At 70.1% G+C, this 18,170-nt stretch carries 18 protein-coding genes; 8 read left to right on the forward strand and 10 right to left on the reverse strand.

Annotated elements, in window-relative coordinates; genetic code table 11:
* Nucleotides 1–6 precede the first annotated feature (6 nt).
* The 4 genes from A3CU_RS0101920 to A3CU_RS0101935 form a co-directional block, all read right to left on the reverse strand.
* The gene (locus A3CU_RS0101920) at nucleotides 7–1,131 is read right to left on the reverse strand and encodes an NDMA-dependent alcohol dehydrogenase (protein WP_027940828.1); all 1,125 of its coding nucleotides are present in this window, start codon (nucleotides 1,129–1,131) and stop codon (nucleotides 7–9) included.
* Nucleotides 1,128–2,057 (reverse strand): TIGR03560 family F420-dependent LLM class oxidoreductase, encoded by a 930-nt coding sequence (locus A3CU_RS0101925; RefSeq protein WP_052371401.1) that lies wholly within the window; start codon nucleotides 2,055–2,057, stop codon nucleotides 1,128–1,130. Before A3CU_RS0101925 ends, A3CU_RS0101920 begins: the two co-directional genes overlap by 4 nt.
* Nucleotides 2,058–2,085: 28 nt before the next feature.
* Entirely contained in the window at nucleotides 2,086–3,552 is a 1,467-nt protein-coding gene (locus tag A3CU_RS0101930; protein ID WP_027940830.1) for an aldehyde dehydrogenase family protein, read from the reverse strand.
* A 194-nt stretch (nucleotides 3,553–3,746) separates the two neighbouring features.
* Nucleotides 3,747–4,862: an NDMA-dependent alcohol dehydrogenase gene (locus A3CU_RS0101935; RefSeq protein ID WP_027940831.1), complete on the reverse strand. Its 1,116-nt coding sequence runs from the start codon at nucleotides 4,860–4,862 to the stop codon at nucleotides 3,747–3,749.
* A 138-nt stretch (nucleotides 4,863–5,000) separates the two neighbouring features.
* On the opposite strand from A3CU_RS0101935, the gene mdlC reads away from it, so the two are divergent.
* The 3 genes from mdlC (at nucleotide 5,001) to A3CU_RS0101950 (ending at nucleotide 8,762) form a co-directional block, all read left to right on the forward strand.
* Nucleotides 5,001–6,587: a benzoylformate decarboxylase gene (mdlC, locus tag A3CU_RS0101940; RefSeq protein WP_027940832.1), complete on the forward strand. Its 1,587-nt coding sequence runs from the start codon at nucleotides 5,001–5,003 to the stop codon at nucleotides 6,585–6,587.
* A 237-nt stretch (nucleotides 6,588–6,824) separates the two neighbouring features.
* Entirely contained in the window at nucleotides 6,825–8,138 is a 1,314-nt protein-coding gene (locus tag A3CU_RS43135; protein ID WP_043840474.1) for an MFS transporter, read from the forward strand.
* 69 nt (nucleotides 8,139–8,207) lie between these two features.
* Entirely contained in the window at nucleotides 8,208–8,762 is a 555-nt protein-coding gene (locus A3CU_RS0101950; RefSeq protein WP_027940833.1) for a UGSC family (seleno)protein, read from the forward strand.
* Nucleotides 8,763–8,836: 74 nt separating this feature from the next.
* Here A3CU_RS0101950 and A3CU_RS43140 read toward each other — a convergent pair whose 3' ends face one another.
* Nucleotides 8,837–9,433: a VanZ family protein gene (locus A3CU_RS43140; protein ID WP_043840475.1), complete on the reverse strand. Its 597-nt coding sequence runs from the start codon at nucleotides 9,431–9,433 to the stop codon at nucleotides 8,837–8,839.
* Between the two features lie 174 nt (nucleotides 9,434–9,607).
* Nucleotides 9,608–10,198: a helix-turn-helix domain-containing protein gene (locus tag A3CU_RS0101960; protein ID WP_027940834.1), complete on the reverse strand. Its 591-nt coding sequence runs from the start codon at nucleotides 10,196–10,198 to the stop codon at nucleotides 9,608–9,610.
* A 91-nt stretch (nucleotides 10,199–10,289) separates the two neighbouring features.
* Here A3CU_RS0101960 and A3CU_RS43145 point away from each other — a divergent pair, with 91 nt between their 5' ends.
* Together A3CU_RS43145 and A3CU_RS0101970 are read left to right on the forward strand one after the other, a co-directional pair.
* Nucleotides 10,290–11,297: an NAD(P)/FAD-dependent oxidoreductase gene (locus A3CU_RS43145; RefSeq protein WP_052371402.1), complete on the forward strand. Its 1,008-nt coding sequence runs from the start codon at nucleotides 10,290–10,292 to the stop codon at nucleotides 11,295–11,297.
* Nucleotides 11,294–12,490, forward strand: a complete 1,197-nt coding sequence (locus tag A3CU_RS0101970; RefSeq protein ID WP_027940835.1) for an MFS transporter — start codon at nucleotides 11,294–11,296, stop codon at nucleotides 12,488–12,490. Before A3CU_RS43145 ends, A3CU_RS0101970 begins: the two co-directional genes overlap by 4 nt.
* 108 nt (nucleotides 12,491–12,598) lie before the next feature.
* Here the strand turns inward: A3CU_RS0101970 and A3CU_RS0101975 are convergent, their stop codons facing one another.
* On the reverse strand, nucleotides 12,599–14,200 hold the full coding sequence (locus A3CU_RS0101975; protein WP_027940836.1) for an ABC transporter substrate-binding protein: 1,602 nt from the start codon (nucleotides 14,198–14,200) through the stop codon (nucleotides 12,599–12,601).
* 283 nt (nucleotides 14,201–14,483) lie between these two features.
* Here A3CU_RS0101975 and A3CU_RS43150 point away from each other — a divergent pair, with 283 nt between their 5' ends.
* Nucleotides 14,484–15,287, forward strand: a complete 804-nt coding sequence (locus A3CU_RS43150) for an IclR family transcriptional regulator (protein WP_342668879.1) — start codon at nucleotides 14,484–14,486, stop codon at nucleotides 15,285–15,287.
* A gap of 8 nt (nucleotides 15,288–15,295) precedes the next feature.
* On the opposite strand, the gene A3CU_RS0101985 is transcribed toward A3CU_RS43150, so the two are convergent.
* Complete coding sequence (locus A3CU_RS0101985; protein WP_027940837.1) at nucleotides 15,296–15,754, reverse strand: MarR family winged helix-turn-helix transcriptional regulator; 459 nt, start codon at nucleotides 15,752–15,754, stop codon at nucleotides 15,296–15,298.
* Nucleotides 15,755–15,801: 47 nt separating this feature from the next.
* Here A3CU_RS0101985 and A3CU_RS0101990 point away from each other — a divergent pair, with 47 nt between their 5' ends.
* Both A3CU_RS0101990 and A3CU_RS0101995 read left to right on the forward strand, forming a co-directional pair.
* Entirely contained in the window at nucleotides 15,802–16,200 is a 399-nt protein-coding gene (locus tag A3CU_RS0101990) for a DUF5313 domain-containing protein (protein WP_027940838.1), read from the forward strand.
* Nucleotides 16,201–16,238: 38 nt separating this feature from the next.
* Entirely contained in the window at nucleotides 16,239–16,601 is a 363-nt protein-coding gene (locus A3CU_RS0101995; protein WP_027940839.1) for a DUF488 domain-containing protein, read from the forward strand.
* 11 nt (nucleotides 16,602–16,612) lie between these two features.
* Here A3CU_RS0101995 and A3CU_RS53375 read toward each other — a convergent pair whose 3' ends face one another.
* Both A3CU_RS53375 and A3CU_RS0102005 read right to left on the reverse strand, forming a co-directional pair.
* Nucleotides 16,613–16,933 carry a DUF3040 domain-containing protein gene (locus tag A3CU_RS53375; RefSeq protein ID WP_169739578.1) on the reverse strand — a complete coding sequence of 107 codons (321 nt, stop codon included), beginning with the start codon at nucleotides 16,931–16,933 and terminating at the stop codon, nucleotides 16,613–16,615.
* A gap of 173 nt (nucleotides 16,934–17,106) precedes the next feature.
* Complete coding sequence (locus A3CU_RS0102005; RefSeq protein ID WP_027940841.1) at nucleotides 17,107–17,970, reverse strand: sigma-70 family RNA polymerase sigma factor; 864 nt, start codon at nucleotides 17,968–17,970, stop codon at nucleotides 17,107–17,109.
* Nucleotides 17,971–18,170 lie beyond the last annotated feature (200 nt).

Here is an 18,170-nt window from a genome sequence, read left to right on the forward strand (position 1 = left end):
TGGTGTTCAAAACACTCCTTCGTGGATGACGACGCCGCGGATGTTCTTCCCGTCGTTCATGTCCTGGTAGGCGGCGTTGACCTCGTCCAGCCGGTACTTGCGGGTGATCAGCTCGTCGAGCTTGATCTCGCCGGCCCGGTACAGCCCGAGCAGCTTGGGCACGTCGTAGAGCGGGTTGCAGTCGCCGAACAGGGCGCCGCGCACCGTTCGCTGGTAGCCGATCAGGAAACCGGCGTGCACGTGCGCGGTGTTCACGCCCCGCTTGCCGACCGCGGTGATGGTGACCTTTCCGCCCTTGCCCACCATCTTCACCGCCGCGTCCACGATCTCCGGGGTGAGCACGCCGGGGGTGAGGATGGCGTGGTCGGCGAGCTGGCCCCAGGTGGTTTCGACGACGAAGTCGTGGGCCTCGCGCGCGTCGGCGAACGTGTGCGTGGCACCGAAGACCTGCGCCATCTCCCGCTTGAACGACACCGGGTCCACCACGATGACGTTCTTCGCCCCGGCGTAGCGCGCACCCTGCACGGCATTGCTGCCCACGCCGCCCGACCCGAAGATCACCACCGTGTCACCGACCCCGACACCCGCCGCGTACACCGCCGAACCCCAGCCCGTCGGCACGCCACAGCCGACCAGCGCGCCGATCTCGAACGGGATGTCGTCGGGCAGCGGGATGCACGCCCACTCCGACACGACGGCGTACTGGGAGAACGTGCCGAGCGTGCAGAACCCGCCGAGGTCTTCGGCACCGAGGTGGAACCGGAAGGTGCCGTCGAGGAACATGCCGGTGCCCGCGTTGAGGCCCTTGACGCACATGTTCTGGTGGCCGGTGGAGCACGGGCGGCACGCGCCGCAGGCGGGAATGTAGGAGCAGACGATGCGGTCGCCCGGCTTGACGCGCCGCACGTGCGGCCCGACCGACTCGACCACGCCCGCGCCCTCGTGGCCCCCGACGATCGGGAAACGCGGCATCGCGTCGCCCTTGGTGATGTGGTCGTCGGAATGGCACAGGCCCGCGGCCGCGAACTTGACCCGCACCTCGTGCTCCTTCGGCGGGTCGAGGGTCAGTTCGGCCAGTTCCCAGCCGATGTGCGGGCCGCGGGCGATGGCGGCCTTGGTCGTGATCTTCATGTCTCCACCAGTGCGGGATCGGTGACCTGCGGCAGGACTTCGGCGCCGAGCAGCGCGATGTGGTCGAGGTCGTGGATGTCGTAGATGTGGAAGTAGACGGTGTCGGCCCCGGCGTCGCGAAGCTCGGCGATCCGCTCGGTGACCTGGCCGGGCGTGCCGATGCAGGCGCTTTCGCGGATACGTTCCGAGCCCATCACCGCACCGCGCCGCTGCGCCTGCGCACGCGTTCTCCCGCAGGCAACCGGAAGCACGGCCGACAGCCGTGGCTCCCCGGGGTCGCGCCCGATCGCCTCGCAGGCCCGGGCGAAGACCGCGAACCGCTCGCGCAGGTCCCCGCCCAGCGCCCCGTTGAACTCGCTGGCGTAGCGGGCGGCGATGGCCGGGGTGCGCCGGGGGCCGCTGCCGCCGATGATGATGGGCGGGTGCGGCGACTGCGCGGGCCGCGGCGGCGTGTGGTTCTCCTCGATCGTGTAATGCTTGCCGGAGAAGGAAAAGCCCGTCTCGTCGCCGGTCGGGGTGCGCCACAGCCCGGTGATGACCGCGAGCTGCTCCTCCAGCCGGTCGAACCGCTCGCGGGTGTCCGGGAACGGGATGCCGAAGGCGGCATGCTCGCGGGCGTACCAGCCGGTGCCCAGCCCCAGCTCGACCCGCCCGCCGCTCATCTCGTCCGCCGACGCGACGATCGTCGCGAGCAGCCCCGGGGTGCGGAACGTGGCCGCCCCCACCAGCGCGCCGAGCCGGACCCGCGTGGTCTCGCGGGCCAGCCCGCCCATCGTGGTCCAGCAGTCGGTGGGCCGGTACGTGCGGTCGGCCGGGTCCACGCCGAAGAGGTGGTCGGAGCGGAAGAAGGCGTCGAACCCGGCCTCCTCCGTGGCCAGCGCGAGCGCGAGGATCTCGTCGTAGCACGCGCCGTGGCGGGGCTCCATCAGCACCCGCAGCCGGAAATTCTTGCCGTTACTTCGTGCCACGCAAGGACACCGCCTTCACCTGGGTGTAGTTGCGCACCATGTCGGCGCCCATGGTGCGGCCGAAGCCGCTGCGCTTGTAGCCGCCGAACGGCGCGCCGATCATCCCGGCGCCCAGCGCCGCGTTCACCGCGACCTGGCCCGCCTGCAGGCCCTTCGCCATGCGCACCGCGCGGCCCACGTCGCGGGTCCACACGGAGGCGACCAGCCCGTAGTCGGTGCCGTTCGCCACTTCGAGGGCTTCGTCCTCACCGGCGACCGGGATCACCGACAGCACCGGGCCGAAGATCTCCTCCTGCGCAATGCGCATGCTCGGTGCCACCTCGTCGAACAGCGTCGCCTCGACGAAGTAACCCTTGTCGAAGCCGTCCGGCACCCCGCCGCCGGTGACCAGCCGGGCGCCCTCGTCCTGGCCGCTGCGCACGTAGCCGAGCACGCGTTCGTGCTGCTTGGCGTTGATCAGCGGGCCCATGTCGACCTTCTCGTGCCAGTGGCCCACCCGGACCTGCGCCAGCCGTTCGGCCAGCCGCTGCACGACCTCGCCGTGCACCGAGCGGTCAACCACGACCCGGGAACCCGCGGCGCAGATCTGCCCGGTGTTCAGCGTGATGCCGCGCGCGATCGCGGGGATCGCGGCGTCGAGATCGGCGTCGGCGAAGATCACCTGCGGCGACTTGCCGCCCAGCTCCAGGTGCAGCGGCACCAGGTTCTTCGCGCAGGCCGCCATCACCGCGGACCCGGTCTGCGGGGAGCCGGTGAAGCTCATCCGGCGGATCCCGGGATGGGCCGGGATGGCGGCGCCCGCCTCTGGGCCATACCCGGTGACGACGTTGAGCACGCCCGGCGGGATGCCCGCTTCGAGGGCCAGGCGGGCCAGCGCCAGCGGGGTCAGCGGCGCGTCCTCGGCCGGCTTGATCACGATGGTGTTGCCCGCGGCGATGGCTGCCCCGGCGTCAACGGTGAACGTCGGCCCCGGCGCGTTCCACGGGATGATGCTGCCGACCACGCCGTAGGGCTCGCGCAGGGTCAGCCCGAGCACGTCCGGGCTGTGCCCGGGCAGGGAGGTGCCCTGGACCTTGTCCGCCTGCCCGGCGATGAAGGTCAGCTGGTTGGCCATCGGCGGCGGACCCCAGCTCGGGCGCCCGACCTCCTGCGACTCCAGCTGGTCGAGCTCGGTCTCGTGCTCGGCGATGAGCTGGGCCCAGCGCAGCAGGAGCCGGGCGCGCACGCTCGGGCTGGTGTCGCGCCAGGCGGGAAACGCGCCGGTGGCCGCTCCGACCGCGGCGTCCACGTCAGCGGCCCGGCCGCGCGGCACACGCGCCAGCGTCTCCCCGGTCGCCGGGTTGAGCACGTCGATGGTTTCGCCACCGGCCGCCGACACCCATTCACCTCCGATGAGCTGGGCGTTGTCGGCGACCAGTGCCCCGATGCCGGGACTCGGCGCAACGATGGTCAAGGCGGGCTCCTTCAGGTGGTTTTTCGAAGCGGCGGAGCCGCTTGCGGTGAGGCCGTCAGCTTGCACCGCTGCGGGTTCTGAGGTGGTTTCTCGCGAGGACAGCGCCGACGTGGTGAATTGGCATTCATGAGGAGGCGATCCCGGAGTGAGAAACCGCCTCAGGTTCCGCTACCCGCACCGCCACGCAAACCACTTCACAGTCCTCCCCCGTGGATGATCACGCCGCGGATGTTCTTTCCGTCGAGCATGTCCTGGTAGCCGTCGTTGACCTGCTCCAGCGAGTACCGCCGGGTGATCAGCTCGTCGAGTTTGAGGTCGCCCGAGCGGTACAACCCGAGCAGGCGTGGCACGTCGTGGAGCGGGTTGCACGCGCCGAACACGGCGCCCTTCACCCGCCGCTGGTAGCCGATCAGCATGCCGGACGGCACGTCGAGCGCACCGTTGCCGACCGCGGTGATGGTGACCTGCCCGGACTTGCCGACGACCTTGACCGCGTCGGCGATGACCTCGTCGTGCAGGACGCCGACGGTGATGATGGCGTGGTCGGCCAGCTCGCCCCAGGTGGTCTCGATCACGAAGTCGTGTGCGGAGGCGGCGTCGGCGAACGTGTGCGTGGCGCCGAAGACCTGCGCCATCTCCCGTTTGAACGGCACCGGGTCCACCACGATCACGTTCTTCGCGCCCGCGAACCGCGCACCCTGCACGGCGTTGCTGCCCACCCCGCCGGAGCCGTAGATCACCACCGTGTCCCCGGCCCGCACCCCGGCCGCGTACACCGCCGAGCCCCAGCCCGTCGGCACGCCGCAGCTGACCAGCGCGGCGACGTCGAAGGGAATGTCGTCGGGAATGCGGATGCAGGAGTATTCGGACACCACACCGTACTGCGAGAAGGTGCCCAGCACGCAGAGCCCGCCGAGGTCCTGACCGTCCAAATGGAACCGGAACGTGCCGTCCGGGAACATCCCGGTGCCCGCGTTCTTCCCGGCGTCGCAAAGGTTCTGGCGCGCGGTCGAGCAGTAGCGGCACTCACCGCAGGCCGGGATGAACGAGCACACCACGTGGTCACCGACCGCGACCCGGGTCACCCCCTCCCCGACCGCGTCCACCACGCCGGCACCCTCGTGCCCGCCGACGACGGGGAACCGCATCGGGGCGTCGCCCTTCTGGATGTGGTCGTCGGAGTGGCACAGGCCCGCGGCGCGGAAGGAGATCCGTACCTCGTTCGCCTTCGGCTCGTCCAGCTCGACTTCCGTGATCTCCCAAGGCTTTCCGGCCTCCCGGCAGATCGCGGCCCGCGTGGCCATGCTCATTTCCGCCCCGTTTCCCAGGTTTCGCGAAGTGCTCCGACTATCCCGCCGCGCGCGCCTGGCGCGCGATACGCCTTTCATGACGCGGAAAAGTCACGCGGCCACCGCAGGTGGCCAGGAGGGCGGGTTAGCTTGGGAGGTATGACGACGGTGCGCGACACGGTCCACGAACTGCTCCGCGGCTGGGGACTGACCACGGTTTTCGGCAACCCGGGCTCCAACGAGCTGCCCTTCCTCGACCGGTTCCCCGCGGACTTCCGGTACATCCTGGGGCTGCACGAAGGCGCCGTCCTCGCGATGGCGGACGGCTACGCGCAGGCCACCGGCAAGCCCGCGCTGGTCAACCTTCACGCCGCCGCCGGGCTGGGCAACGCGATGGGCAACCTGGCCAACGCCCGGGAGATGCACACCCCGCTGATCGTCACGGCCGGCCAGCAGGCCCGCGGCATGGTCGGGCTCGGCGCGATGCTCTCGGACGCGGAACTGACCACGGTGCCGCGCCCGCACGTGAAGGCCGCATTCGAACCGTTGCGGGCCCAGGACGTACCGCGCACGCTCGCGGAGGCGTATCACCTCGCGACGCTCCCGCCGACCGGGCCGGTGTTCGTGTCGCTGCCGCTCGACGACTGGTCCGCCGAGGTGGACCCGGCCGAGGTCGAGCACCTCGCGCGGCGCCGGGTCCACGCGCTCGGCGCGCCGGACGAGGCGCGGCTGACCGGCCTCGCGGCCAGGCTGGCGGCGGCGAAGTCACCGGCGCTGGTGGTCGGCCCGGAGGTGGACACCGAGCCCACCTTCTCCCGGGTGGTCGAGCTTTCCGAGCGCGCGCGGCTGCCGGTGTGGCTGGCGCCCAGCCCGCCGCGCGCCGCCTTCCCCACCACTCACCCGCACTTTCAGGGCGTGCTGCCGGCCAGCGTGGCCGGGGTCAGCCAGACCCTGGCCGGTCACGACCTCATCCTGGTGCTGGGTGCCCCGGTGTTCCGCTACCACTTCAACCAGCCCGGCCCGTACCTGCCGCCCGGCGCGGAACTGGTCTTCGTCACCAGCGACCCGGTGCAGGCCGCCCGCGCGCCGATGGGCGAGGCTCTGGTCGGTGACGTCGGCCGGGTGGTCGCCGGGCTGACCGGGCTCACCCTCCAGGCGCCGGACCGGCCCCCGGTCGTCCCCCGCAAGGCGCCGGAGCCGGTGCCCGCCCACGAGGCGCCGCTGCCGCCGGAGGCCGTGTTCGACACCATCGGCGCGAACCTGCCGCAGAACGCGCTGGTGGTCTACGAGGCCACTTCGCACACCGCCGAGTTCTGGGCGCGCACACCGCTGCACAGCGCGAACAGCCTGTATTTCCCCGCCGCCGGCGGACTCGGTTTCGGCCTGCCCGCCGCGGCCGGGATGGCACTGGCGCATCCGGACCGCCGGGTCTTCGCGATCCTCGGCGACGGATCGACCCAGTACGGCGTGCAGGGCCTGTGGACCGCGGCGCAGCACGAACTGCCGATCACGTTCATCGTGCTGCGCAACGACGAATACGGCGGCCTGCGGTCGTTCATCGGGCCACTCGGTGTCCGGGGCGTGCCGGGTCTGGACCTGCCCGGGCTCGACGTCGTCACCGTCGCCCGCGGCTACGGGCTGCCCGCCGAACGCGTGGATACCTTGGCAGCACTGGAAAAGGCGCTCACCTCGACGCTGGCCGGACCACTGCTGCTGGAGGTCCCGATACCACCACGCGGCAAATAAAGCCAAGACAGTGTTGTTCAGAACGTGTTCGGGTAGCCAGGCCGTGACTTCTTCTCGTGCAGCGTTGTGCCAAGTCGACCAACGTGCTCATCTCGCGTTTTGAACGAAACCAAGACATTTGTCCCGGGTGTCGTGGTGCCGTCGCCGCATTGACGGCACCACGGCGCCCTTCTTTACTCATTGTTCACAACAGTATGGACAGCGCTTGGCCTTCATCACGCGGAGGGTGGTTCCGCCATGCCCGGGTCGCCAAGCAGGGGCTCGATCCTGCTCGCCAGTTGTGTCGGCACTTCGATCGAGTGGTACGACTACTACGTCTTCAACAGCGCCGCCGCGCTGGTGTTCGGTTCGCTGTTCTATCCCTCGTTCTCGCCGGTGGCCGGCACGCTGGCGGCGTTCGGCACGTTCGCCGTGGGCTTCATCGCCCGGCCGCTCGGCGGCGCGGTGATCGGCCACTTCGGCGACCGGATCGGCCGCAAGACGATGCTGGTGCTGACCCTGATGCTCGCCGGGGTGTCCACGTTCCTCATCGGCCTGCTGCCGACCTACGCCACGATCGGCGTGGCCGCCCCGATCCTGCTGGTGATCCTGCGGCTCGCGCAGGGCTTCGGGGTCGGTGGCGAATGGGGCGGCGCGCTGCTGGTCGCCACCGAGAACGCCACCCCGCGGCAGCGAGCCGTGTACGGCAGCTTCGCTCAGTTCGGCGTGCCGATCGGCGTGCTCACCTCGAACCTGGTGTTCCTGTTCGCGGTGCAGATCTCCGGCGACAGCCTGAAAACCTGGGGCTGGCGGATTCCCTTCCTGCTCAGCATCGCGCTGCTGGTGGTCGGCATGGTGGTCCGGCGCAGGGTGTCCGAAAGCCCGGAATTCCAGCGGGTGAAGGAAAGGCGCGAGGTCAGCAGGCTGCCCGTGGCCACCCTGCTGCGTGAGCGGCCGGGCACGCTCATCCTGGCCAGCCTCGCCGCGATCGCGCCACCGGCCGTGGGTTACACGGTGATGGTGTACATGCTGAACTACGGCACCGCCGCGGTCGGGTTCGACCGCAGCACGCTGCTCACCCTGATCCTGATCTCCGCGGTGCTGTGGATCGCGATGATCTACGTGGCCGCACGGTGGGCCGACCGCTGGGGCAGCAAGCGGATCTACGCCATCGGCGCGCTGACCGCGGTGCTGTGGGCGTTCCCGTTGTTCCTGCTGGTGAACACGAAGAGCGTGCCGGCCGCGCTGTTCTCGTTCCTGATGGCCGCGGTGGTGCAGGCCATCATGGCCGGCGCGCAGGGTGCGCTGTTCACCGAGATCTTCGACACCCGCACCCGGTTCTCCGGCGCGTCCATCGCCTACCAGCTCGGTGGCCTGATCGGCGGCGCGGTCACGCCGATCGTGGCGACCGCACTGTTCGGCGCCTACCACTCCTCGACGCCCATCTCCCTCTACTTAGGACTGGTCTGCCTGGTCAGCCTGCTGGCGGTGCTGGGTTTGCGCGTCCGGACCGGGCAACGCGCCGACGGCAGCGACCAGCAGGCCGCCCTGCACGACCCTTCCGGTGTGTGAAAGCACGGTGGACCGGTCGCGGAATGCGGGCCTACCTTCGGATGCGAATCGTCGAGGCAGGAGTTCGTCATGTTCGAAGCCATGATCGATCCGACCGCCCACCTGGGCACCACCACCGGTTCCAGCGCGCGGGCGCCGCGTCCGGCCGACCTGCGCGGACTGACCGTCGGGCTGCTCGCCAACACCAAGAAGAACGCCGAGACCTTCCTCGAAGCGGTGGGGGAAGCGCTGATCTCCGAACATGGGGTGGCGAACCTGGTGCGCCGCAAGAAACTCAACATCGCCCAGCCCGCGCCCGCCGAAATGGCCGAGGAACTGGTCTCCTCCTGTGACGTGGTCGTCGTCGGCGTCGGCGACTGCGGTTCGTGCAGCGCGTCGGCCGTCGCGGACGGGCTGGTCTTCGAGGCAGCCGGGGTTCCCGCGGTGGTCATCTGCAGCGACGCCTTCAAGGCGACCGCCGACGCGATGGCCTCCCTCAAGGGGTCCCCCGGCTACCCCTATGTCCAGACCCGCCACCCGGTCGCGCCGCTGAACGGCGACGAGATCCGGGACCGGGCCAGTGCCGCGCTACCCGAACTCGTCGCGATTCTCACCGACCGGCCGGCCACGACGGCGGCCGCATGACCGGCGCCGCCTGATATTCCAGCCGGAGACCACAACTGGTCGACGAGCTGGTCGCCGACGGCACCGCGGGCGGCTCAGCCTCCCGGTACCGGGCCCGCTCGAGGCCGGTCTGACGAAACTCTGGCCGTAGCGCGCCACCAGCGGCGCGACACCAGCGCGGCCAGCCCGGCGCCGGCGGCGTTGAGCAGTACATCGTCCACAGAGGACACCCGGTCCAGCCGCAGAACGTACTGCGCGGTCTCGATCAGGACCGAGCAGCCCGCCGCGAGCGCCAGTATTCGCGGTACCGACGCCAGCGCCGCGAACCGCAGCGGGGCGAAGAACCCCAGCGCCGCGAACACCAGCAGGTTGCCGACGATCTGGACCGTCGCCCGCACCGGCTCACTTGAGAGGATCGCGAACAGGTCCCGCAGCGGTACCAGGCTCGCCCGGCCGGGGACGGCCCCGGCCCGGTCGCCCGGCAACATGGTCAACCACACCCACGGCACTGTCCCGTAGACGATGCCGACCTCGGCCAGCGACCTGCGCCACGCCCACGCCGGCGTGCTGCCGGTGGCCCTTCGACGGCGGGCCAGAGCCCACACCGCCAGCGCGGCCAACGGCAGTACGGCCACCGTGATGAGCGCAACGCCGGTGAACGTACCGACCCAGCCGTGCCACCCCTTGACCATGCCACCTCCGCTTGGCGTCCGACCGCGAAATCTACCCGCGGGCCAAAACGATGTCTTCGTGCGCAGAAGATGTGACGGTTGTCCGGCTGTACGCCGCACCGTGTCGGATGCGGTGGAGTTCCCGAAGGCCAACGGGCGGTGCCAACGCCGGCCGGTGACGGCCTGCGTCTCCCGCTAAGCGGACTGCGCCCGGGAGCGGGCGCGAATGTGCATGCGTTCGCCTTGGGGACCGAACAGGTTGAGTACTTCCACCGCGGACTCGCCGGTTGAGCCGAACCAGTGCGGCAGTCGGGTGTCGAACTCCGCGGCCTCCCCCGGCCCCAGGGTCAGGTCGCGGTCGGCCACGACGAGCCGCAGACGCCCGGACAGGACGTAGAGCCACTCGTAGCCCTCGTGCGTGCACGGCTCGGGCCGGCTCTGCCTGGCCGGAATGATCGACTTCCAGGCCTGCAGCGGCCCCGGCTGGGTCGACAGCGGGATCACCGTGCGTCCGTTGTGAACGCGGGGCCGGTGCCGGATCCGCGGGTCGCCGACCTCCGGCGCCCCGACGAGTTCGTCCAGCGGTACCTGGTGGGCCTGCGCGATGGGCAGCAGTAGTTCCAGGCTCGGACGGCGTTGTCCCGACTCCAGCCTGGACAGCGTGCTCTTCGAGATGCCGGTGGCCTCGGCCAGCGCCGACAGGGTCACGCTGCGCTGCATACGGATGCGCTTCAGTCGAGGCCCGACCTGGGCCAGCGCGGCGGCGATGGGGGATTGCCCGTCCATGCGCCCAGTCCACACCCGCGTCCCAGAAATGGCAACAGAAGTTGCCGCTTTGCCGACACAGACCGCAGCATCGGCCGTGGAGGTGATCGCCATGATCGAGGCGACGAACAACCTGAACAACGAAGAGGGGACGTACGACGTGGTGGTGGCCGGCGCGGGAGCGGCCGGCCTGAACGCCGCGCTGCTCCTCGGCCGCGCCCGCCGCAAGGTCGCGGTCGTCGACGCCGGCGAGCCGCGCAATGCACCCGCTTCGCACATGCACGGTTTCCTGTCCCGCGACGGCCTGCCACCCGCAACCCTGCTCGATCTCGGACGAGCCGAGATCGCCCGCTACGGCGTGCGGTTCCTTCGCGGCCGGGTGGAGCGGATCGACCGTGGCCACGCCGGCTACCAGATCCGCATGGCGGACGGGGCGAAGCTCACGGCACGCCGCGTCCTGGTGGCGACCGGGTTGCGCGACGAGTTGCCGGACATCCCAGGCGTGCACGAGCGGTGGGGCAGGGACCTGCTGCACTGCCCGTACTGCCACGCCTACGAGGTCCGCGAGAGGCCCCTGGCCGTTCTCGGCACCCAACCGGGAGCGGTGCACCAAGCCCTGCTCCTGCGCCAGTGGAGCGACGACGTGATCTTGTTGCCACACACCCTCGGCCTCACCGTGGAGGACCGGGAACGGCTGGAAGCACGCGGGGTGCGCCTCGTCGAGGGAAAGATAAAGCAACTCGTCGTCGACGGTGACCGGCTGCGCGGAATCGAGCTCACCGACGGCCGCGTCGTACCCCGCGCCACCGCGTTCCTCTTTCCGCGCCCGATCCCGAACGACGAGCTGCTGACCCGCCTTGGCTGCGACAAGGACGACAACGGCTGGGTCGTCACCGACCGCACCGGGCGCACCAGCGTGGCCGGCGTCTGGGCCGCCGGCAACGTCATCGACCCTCGCGCCCAGGTCGTCACCGCGGCCGGCATGGGATCCGCGGCCGGCTTCGCCATCAACACCGGCCTGCTGGACGAAGACGTCGACCGCGCCGTCGCACAGCGCCGCGCCAGCGCCGCCACCCAGCCGCTCGACTCGACCTCGCAGGTCGGGGGCGAGGGCCGATGAGCGTCGAAACCCCACAGCAGCCACGGGTTGCTCGCGGGAGGCTGCCGCTCGGGGTCTACCTGCTGGCGTTCAGCCTGTTCGCCATGGGCAGCGCGGAGTTCCTGCTCGCCGGGGTGCTTCCCGCGGTCGCGGACAACCTGAAGATCGAGTTGTCCGCCGCGGGCGCGCTGATCTCGACGTTCGCCGCTGGTGTCGTCGTCGGCGGGCCGCCCCTGGCCATCCTGACCCTGCGCTGGCCACGGCGGACGACGCTGGTGATCACGCAGGCCATCTTCGCCGCTGCCGTGACGATCGGCCTGCTCACCGACAGCTACGCGGTGCTGCTGGCCACCCGGGTCATCTGCGGCCTCGCCTACGCAGGATTCTGGGCGGTCGCCGCGGTCACCGCGATCGGCCTGGTCACGCCCGACCGCACCGCCCGCGCCTCCGGCGTGGTCGTCAGCGGGCTCAGCCTCGCCATGATCGCTGGTGGCCCGGCGGGCGCGCTGGTCAGCTACTTCACCGGTTGGCGGGGCGGGTTCTGGGGCGTGGTCGCCCTCACGGTCGCCGGCGCGATCCTCACCCTCCTCGTGCTACCGGCGACGAGCACGAACACGGAACCAAGTGTGCGGCGGGAACTGCGCACCATGAGACGACCGCAGCTGTGGATCATCTATGCCATCACCATTCTGAGCACCGCCGCCTACATGATTTCCTTCAACTATTTGGCGGCGTTTTTGACCGGCCTCACCGGCGTCCCGGGCGTCTGGGTTCCCGCGGTCCTCGCGCTGTTCGGTGCCGGCGCCTTCATCGGCCTGTCCATCGGTGGCAGGGTCGCCGACCGGTGGCCCTCGCACGCGCTCCTGGCCGGAGCGGCAGGAATCCTGCTCGCTTCGGTCCTGCTGGCGATCCTCGCCCGGCACGCGGTGGCCGTTGTTCCCCTGGTCCTGCTGCTCGGAATCGCCGGATTCGTGCTCAACCCGGCCATCTACCGGCGAGCCTTCACCATCGCGTCGGACGCGCCGACACTCGCCGGGGCCACCACGGTCTCCGCGTTCCAACTCGGTATCAGCCTCGTCCCCGCGCTCGCCGGGACCGCGCTGGACGCCGGCGCCGGAATCGTCTCGGTCACCTGGATCGGTGCCGCGCTGGCCGCGGTCACCGTGCCGGCCATCCTGGCCGACCGGGCGACAGCTCGTAACCGTGCGCGCTAAGTGGTGTTTCCGAAGCGACGGAGTCGCCTGCCACTTCCAACCGGTCTGCAGGGTTGACGGCTGGGCGCGTTCTCGGGGAGGCACCGGGAACGCGCCCAGCCGAGCCACTTACCGGCTGCTGCGCCAAACCTTGTCCCACCACACGCCGCTGTTGACCGCCAGCGACGGGATCCGGGTGGTCAGGCCCGGTCCGTAGACACCGTTGACTGCCAGGTTCGCGGTGGCGAAAGCCAGGCCGAACGGCGCGTACGCCTTGTCGCTGATGTACTTCGCGGCCTCCTGGTAGATCGTGTCCCGCTGTGCCGGGTCCACAATGGCCGCGGCCTGGTTGAGCAGGTCGTCGAGGTGCGGGTCCGACACGCCGGTGAACGGCGAGGTGGAGGCGAACCGGAAGGCCACCCCCACGCCGGCGGCCGGGTCCCAGGCCCCGGCCGTCTGCAACATCGCCTGCCACGGGCCATTGAACTGCTGGACCAAAGTGGACAGTTGGTAGCTGTCGATGCGGACGTTGATGCCCGCGGCCTGCCACTGGGTCTGCAACGCGGTCATCACCTGCTGGGCCACGAAGCCGCTCAGGGTGCCCAGCTGCACGGTCAGCCCGCCCAGCTGCTGCACGATCTGCTTGGCCTTGTCCAGGTTGAACGTCCGGTAGCCGGGCACGGTCGGGTGGTGGAACAGCCCGCCCGGTCCGGTGAACATCTGGCTCACCGGGTACTCGCCCTTGAACAGGCCCTTCGCGATCGCGTCGAAGTCCGTGGCGTAGTAAATCGCCTCCCGGGCCAGTTCGTTGTCGAACGGCGCGGTCTTGGTGTTGAGCTGGATGACGTAAGGGGACGTCGGCGGCTGGATGGTGACCGTGAGCCGGTCGTTGCCCTTCGCCTGCTCGATCAGCGGGACCGTGCCCATGCCCTCGTAGGCCTGCGCCTGCCCGGCCAGCATCGTCTGGTACGCCGGCTGGTCACCACCGACCGAGGAGAAGGTCAGCTTGTCCAGGTAGGGCAGCCCCGGCTTGAAGTAGGCCGGGTTGCGCTCCAGCACCAGTTGCGAGCTGAGCTGGTCGGACACGACCTTGAACGGGCCCGCGCCGACCGGCGCCAGCTTGAACTGGTCGGGCCCCATCTTCTGCAACGCCGTCGGCGAGACGATCCAGTTCACGTTCGAAATCGGGAAATTGTTGACTATCGCGGCGTTGGGCTGGGTGAAATGCAGCACCACGGTGCGCGGGCCTTCGGTGGTGATGCCGTCGGGCGCCAGCCGCCATTGCGGCGCGCAGGTGCAGGTGGCATCGCTGTCGCGCTTGAAGTTGAAGGCGACCGCGTCGGCGTCGAACGGCGTGCCGTCGCTGAACTTGATACCGTCCCGGATCGTGATCTTCAGGGTTTTTCCATCGTCCAGGAATTCGTAGCCTTCGGCCTGGTTCGGCACGATCCTGGCGTTACTGCCGTCGTCGTCGGCCTCCAGCAGGAACAGCCCACCAAAGATCGCGTTGAGCTGCGAAATGTTGGCTCCGCCGGTGGTGTTCGTCGCCGGGTCCAGGCCGGAGGGCCAGCCGCCCGCGAACGAACTGGCTTCCAGAACCGTGACCTCGCCACCACGTTGCGGTGGCCCGGCGGCCGCGTTGTTTCCCGTCGACGTGCCCTGGCCACCACACGCGGCGAGCCCGAGAACCACCGCGGCCAGAAGCGCCAGTCGCTGAAGCTTGCTTCTCATTCGTCCTCCGGCTTCGTGAGGCAGGTCACTGAAGGTGGCCCTCCAGACTGACCAGCGCCCCTAACACCGAAAAGCTCGATTTCACGTGGCGGAAATACGGTTGCCCGCTGCCGGAATGCCGGTGCGCCGCGGGTACCACGGTGGATACATCATCCGTCGCGGTCGCGGTGAGCGGTTCCGGCGGATTCCCCGCCACCGTCCCGCAATCCCTTGTGCGCGGCGAGTTCGCGTAGTGAAAATGGATTAATCACGGAAACTTCACGTCGAGGAACAGAGGTCAGCGTTGACCAAGCACATGGTTGTCGACGCCGCGCCCCGGCCGACCGCGGCCGCCCGCGTGCTCGCCGTGCTCGGCGCGTTCGGTCCACAGCACCGCAGGCTGTCCCTGAGCGAAATCGCGCGCCGGGCCGGGCTGACCCTGCCCACGGCCCACCGGCTCGTGCGCGAGTTGGTGAAATGGCGCGGGCTCGAACGCGACGAGAACGGGCTCTATTCGGTCGGCTTGCGGCTGTTGGAACTGGCCGCGCTCTCCCCACGCTGGCTTCAACTTCGCGAAGCCGCTTTCCCGTATATCGACGACCTGCACGAGACCACGCGCGGCAACGTGCAACTCGGCGTGCGCGACGGCCTGGAGGTCATCTACGTCGAGGCATTGCGGGCCAGGGAACAGAACGCGGTCAACAGCCGGGTCGGCGGCCGCTGGCCGATGCACGCCACCGGCACCGGGCTGGTGCTGCTCGCCCACGCCGAGGCCGATCTCCAGGCGAAGGCGCTCCAGCCGCCACTGCGCCGGTACACACCGTTGACCGTCACCGATCCCGTCGAGGTGCGGCGGCACCTGGCCCACATCCGGCAGACCGGCGTCGCGGTGGCGCGCGGCCAGATCACCCCGCACGACCTGGTCGTCGCCGTTCCGGTGCTGGATCCCGCGGGCGAGGTCACCGCGGCGCTGTCCGTGGTGGTGGAGACCGAGCGCGCCCGGCCGCGCGAGCTGGCGAAGCTGCTCACCGAGGCGTCCCGATCGGTCTCGGCCCGGCTGGCCCGCACGCCGATCTCCCTGCCCGTCCCCCGCCGGGCACCGGGCTGAAAGCGCTTTCAGGACCTGGCCGCGGCCTGGTCGGTGGCGGCGATGACCCGGGTCAGCACCGTGTGCAACTCCACCAGCTCGGCCACGTCCATGCCGAGCGCCTTCACGACCTGGTAAGGGATCTTCTCGGCTTCGGCGCGCAACGCCCGGCCCGAGTCGGTGAGGTCGACGTCGAGCACGCGCTCGTCGGCCCGGCCACGGCGGCGGCTGACATATCCCAGCACCTCCAGCCGCTTGAGCAGCGGCGAAAGCGTCGCGGGCTCGGCCCGCAACGCGCTACTGAGGTCCCGCACCGAGCGCGGCGCCTTTTCCCACAGCGCGAGCATGACCAGGTACTGCGGGTGAGTCAGCCCGAACGGCTTCAGCAGGGGCCGGTAGATCCCGATGACGCTGCGCGAAGCGACGGAGAGCGCGAAGCAGACCTGGCGGTCCAGGGCCAGGGGGTCAGCACCGAGATCGATCCGCATCACACCATCCTAGAGTACTTAGTGAGCTAACCATTAGCATGTTAACCATGGCTGACAAGCGACCGAATCCGGCGCAGTGGGTGTGGTACGCCCTGGGTGGCCGGTTGCCCATGCGGTACCGGGAATGGGTGCTGCACGACGTGACCGCGCGGACCTGGATCTGGCGCCACGCGGCGCGAAGCTCCGTGCTGCTGGCACCGCTGTGCACGGTGTGGCTGCTGCTGCCCGGTCCACTGTGGATCCGCGGCGCGATGGTGGTGCTGGCCGTCATGGTCGGCTACTTCTATTCCTTCGTCTACATCGAGGAAAGCGCCGAGCACCGCCTGGCCAAGCACGGCTACCCGCGGGGCACCGGCAAGCAGATCCGCATGGAGGCGAAGGCCGAAGTCGAAGAAGAGATCCGGCAGCGTTACATCGCCACCCATCGTCGCCCGCCCGAAGCATAGGCCGTGCGCGGCGGGCGGATCGGCGTCACGATGGGGCCATGGCCAAGCACATCAACTACCGCAGGATCTACGACGAGCCGCGCGCCGGCGACGGCACCCGCATCCTGGTAGACCGGGTCTGGCCACGCGGGCTGCGCAAGGAAAGCGCGCACCTCGACGAGTGGATGCGGGAGGTCGCCCCGTCCACCGAGCTACGCCGCTGGTACGGCCACGACCCCGCGCGGTTCGACGAGTTCCGCCGCCGCTACCTGGCCGAGCTGGCCGACCCGCAGCGGCAGGCCGCCGCCCGGCACCTGCGCGAGCTCGCCGGCCGGGGCGACCTGGTCCTGCTGACCGCCACCCGCGACGTCGAGCACAGCCAGGCCGCCGTGCTCGCGCGCTGGCTGGGTGAGCGGCCCTGACTCCGAGGGCCTCACCAGAGCCACATGATGGGCGGCGGGTCGCCCGAGGCGTCCGGCGGGTCGGTCACCGCCAGCCGGATCATGACCACGGCCATCGCGGTCACCACGGCGATCCCGGCGCCCAGCACGATCAGCGCGGGCTGGTTGATCACCGCGCCGGTCACGGCCAGCGCGATCAGGCCGAGCTCGACCGCGATGAGCACGAGCACCCAGCGCCGGCGCAGGGAGAACACCACGCTACGCACGGTGAGCCGGGTGGCGAACCACCGGTCGTCCTGGCGCAGCCCCCGTTCGATCTCCTGCAGGATCCGCTGTTCTTCCACGGAGAACACGGTCGCCACCTCCAAGCTCGCCGGCCTCCGGCATCGGCCGGCGAGGATGTCTGAGGTGAAACAGTAAGGCGCATCCCGGCGCGTGACTACCGGCGAACGACCTTTCCTCGAAAGCCACACGAAACGGTGACGCACCCAAACCCGCGTCCGGGGCACTGCGGGGCCGCCAGAGCTCACCGGAGACCGAGCCGTGCCAGGCGTTCCGGGTCGGCGAGAATATCGAGCGCCACGATCTTGCCGCGCGCAACCGTGAACGCGGCCACGGACAGCGGCCGGCCGTCCAACATCGCCACCGCACCGGCGACACCGTTGACGATTGCGGGGTGAGTGTGTGCGACGAGCCGTCCGAAGGCGGAGGCCCCCTGGGCCACTGCCTGCGCGCCCCGTAGGAAGGTGCTCGGGCCCGTCGCGCCGCCGTCGCCGCGGAGCACCACGTCCGGATCCAGCAGTTCGACCAGCGCCTCCAGGTCGCCGCCGCGGGAGGCGGTGATGAACGCATCGACGACTTCGCGTTGCCGTGTCAGGTCGGTGTCCGGCGCCGGAGCGCCCTGGACGCGGCGACGGGCCCGGCTGGCCAGCTGCCGGGTCGCGGCCGGGGTGCGGCCGATGACCGGGGCGATCTCGTCGAACGGCACGGAAAACATGTCGTGCAGGACGAACGCGAGCCGCTCGGCCGGGGCCAGCGTTTCCAGCACCACCAGCAACGCGAGCCCGACGGAGTCGGCCAGCAGCGCCTCGTGCTCCGGGCTCGTGCGCTCGGCGAAGTCGACGACCGGGTCGGGCACGTACGGGTTCAACGGCTCCTCACGCCGCCGGACCCGCGACCGCAGCATGTTCAGGCACACCCGGCCGACGACCGTGGTCAGCCAGCCGCCCAGGTTCTCCACCTCGCCGACGCCGTTCCGGGACAGCCGCAGCCACGCCTCCTGCACGGCGTCCTCGGCCTCGCTCAGCGACCCCAGCATGCGGTAGGCCACCGCGCGCAGGTGCGTCCGATGCTCCTCGAACCGCTCCGCCAGGAATTCACGTTCGTCCATCGGTCAGGCTCCTCCGTCGCCTCGGGTCACAGCAGTGACCCCGGAGGTCCCGCCGATGTGACGGCGCTGTGGGGTAGGCCGCCCTTCTCCCCCGCCAGGTCGATGGTCGATCACGGCCGGACCGTGCAAAAAGGATTTTCGCGGGTGCCACCGCTTCTCGGCCGCCATCGACAACACTCAGGCACCCTATCTTGCTCCCC

Source organism: Amycolatopsis taiwanensis DSM 45107, assembly GCF_000519205.1.
GTDB lineage: Bacteria > Actinomycetota > Actinomycetes > Mycobacteriales > Pseudonocardiaceae > Amycolatopsis_E > Amycolatopsis_E taiwanensis.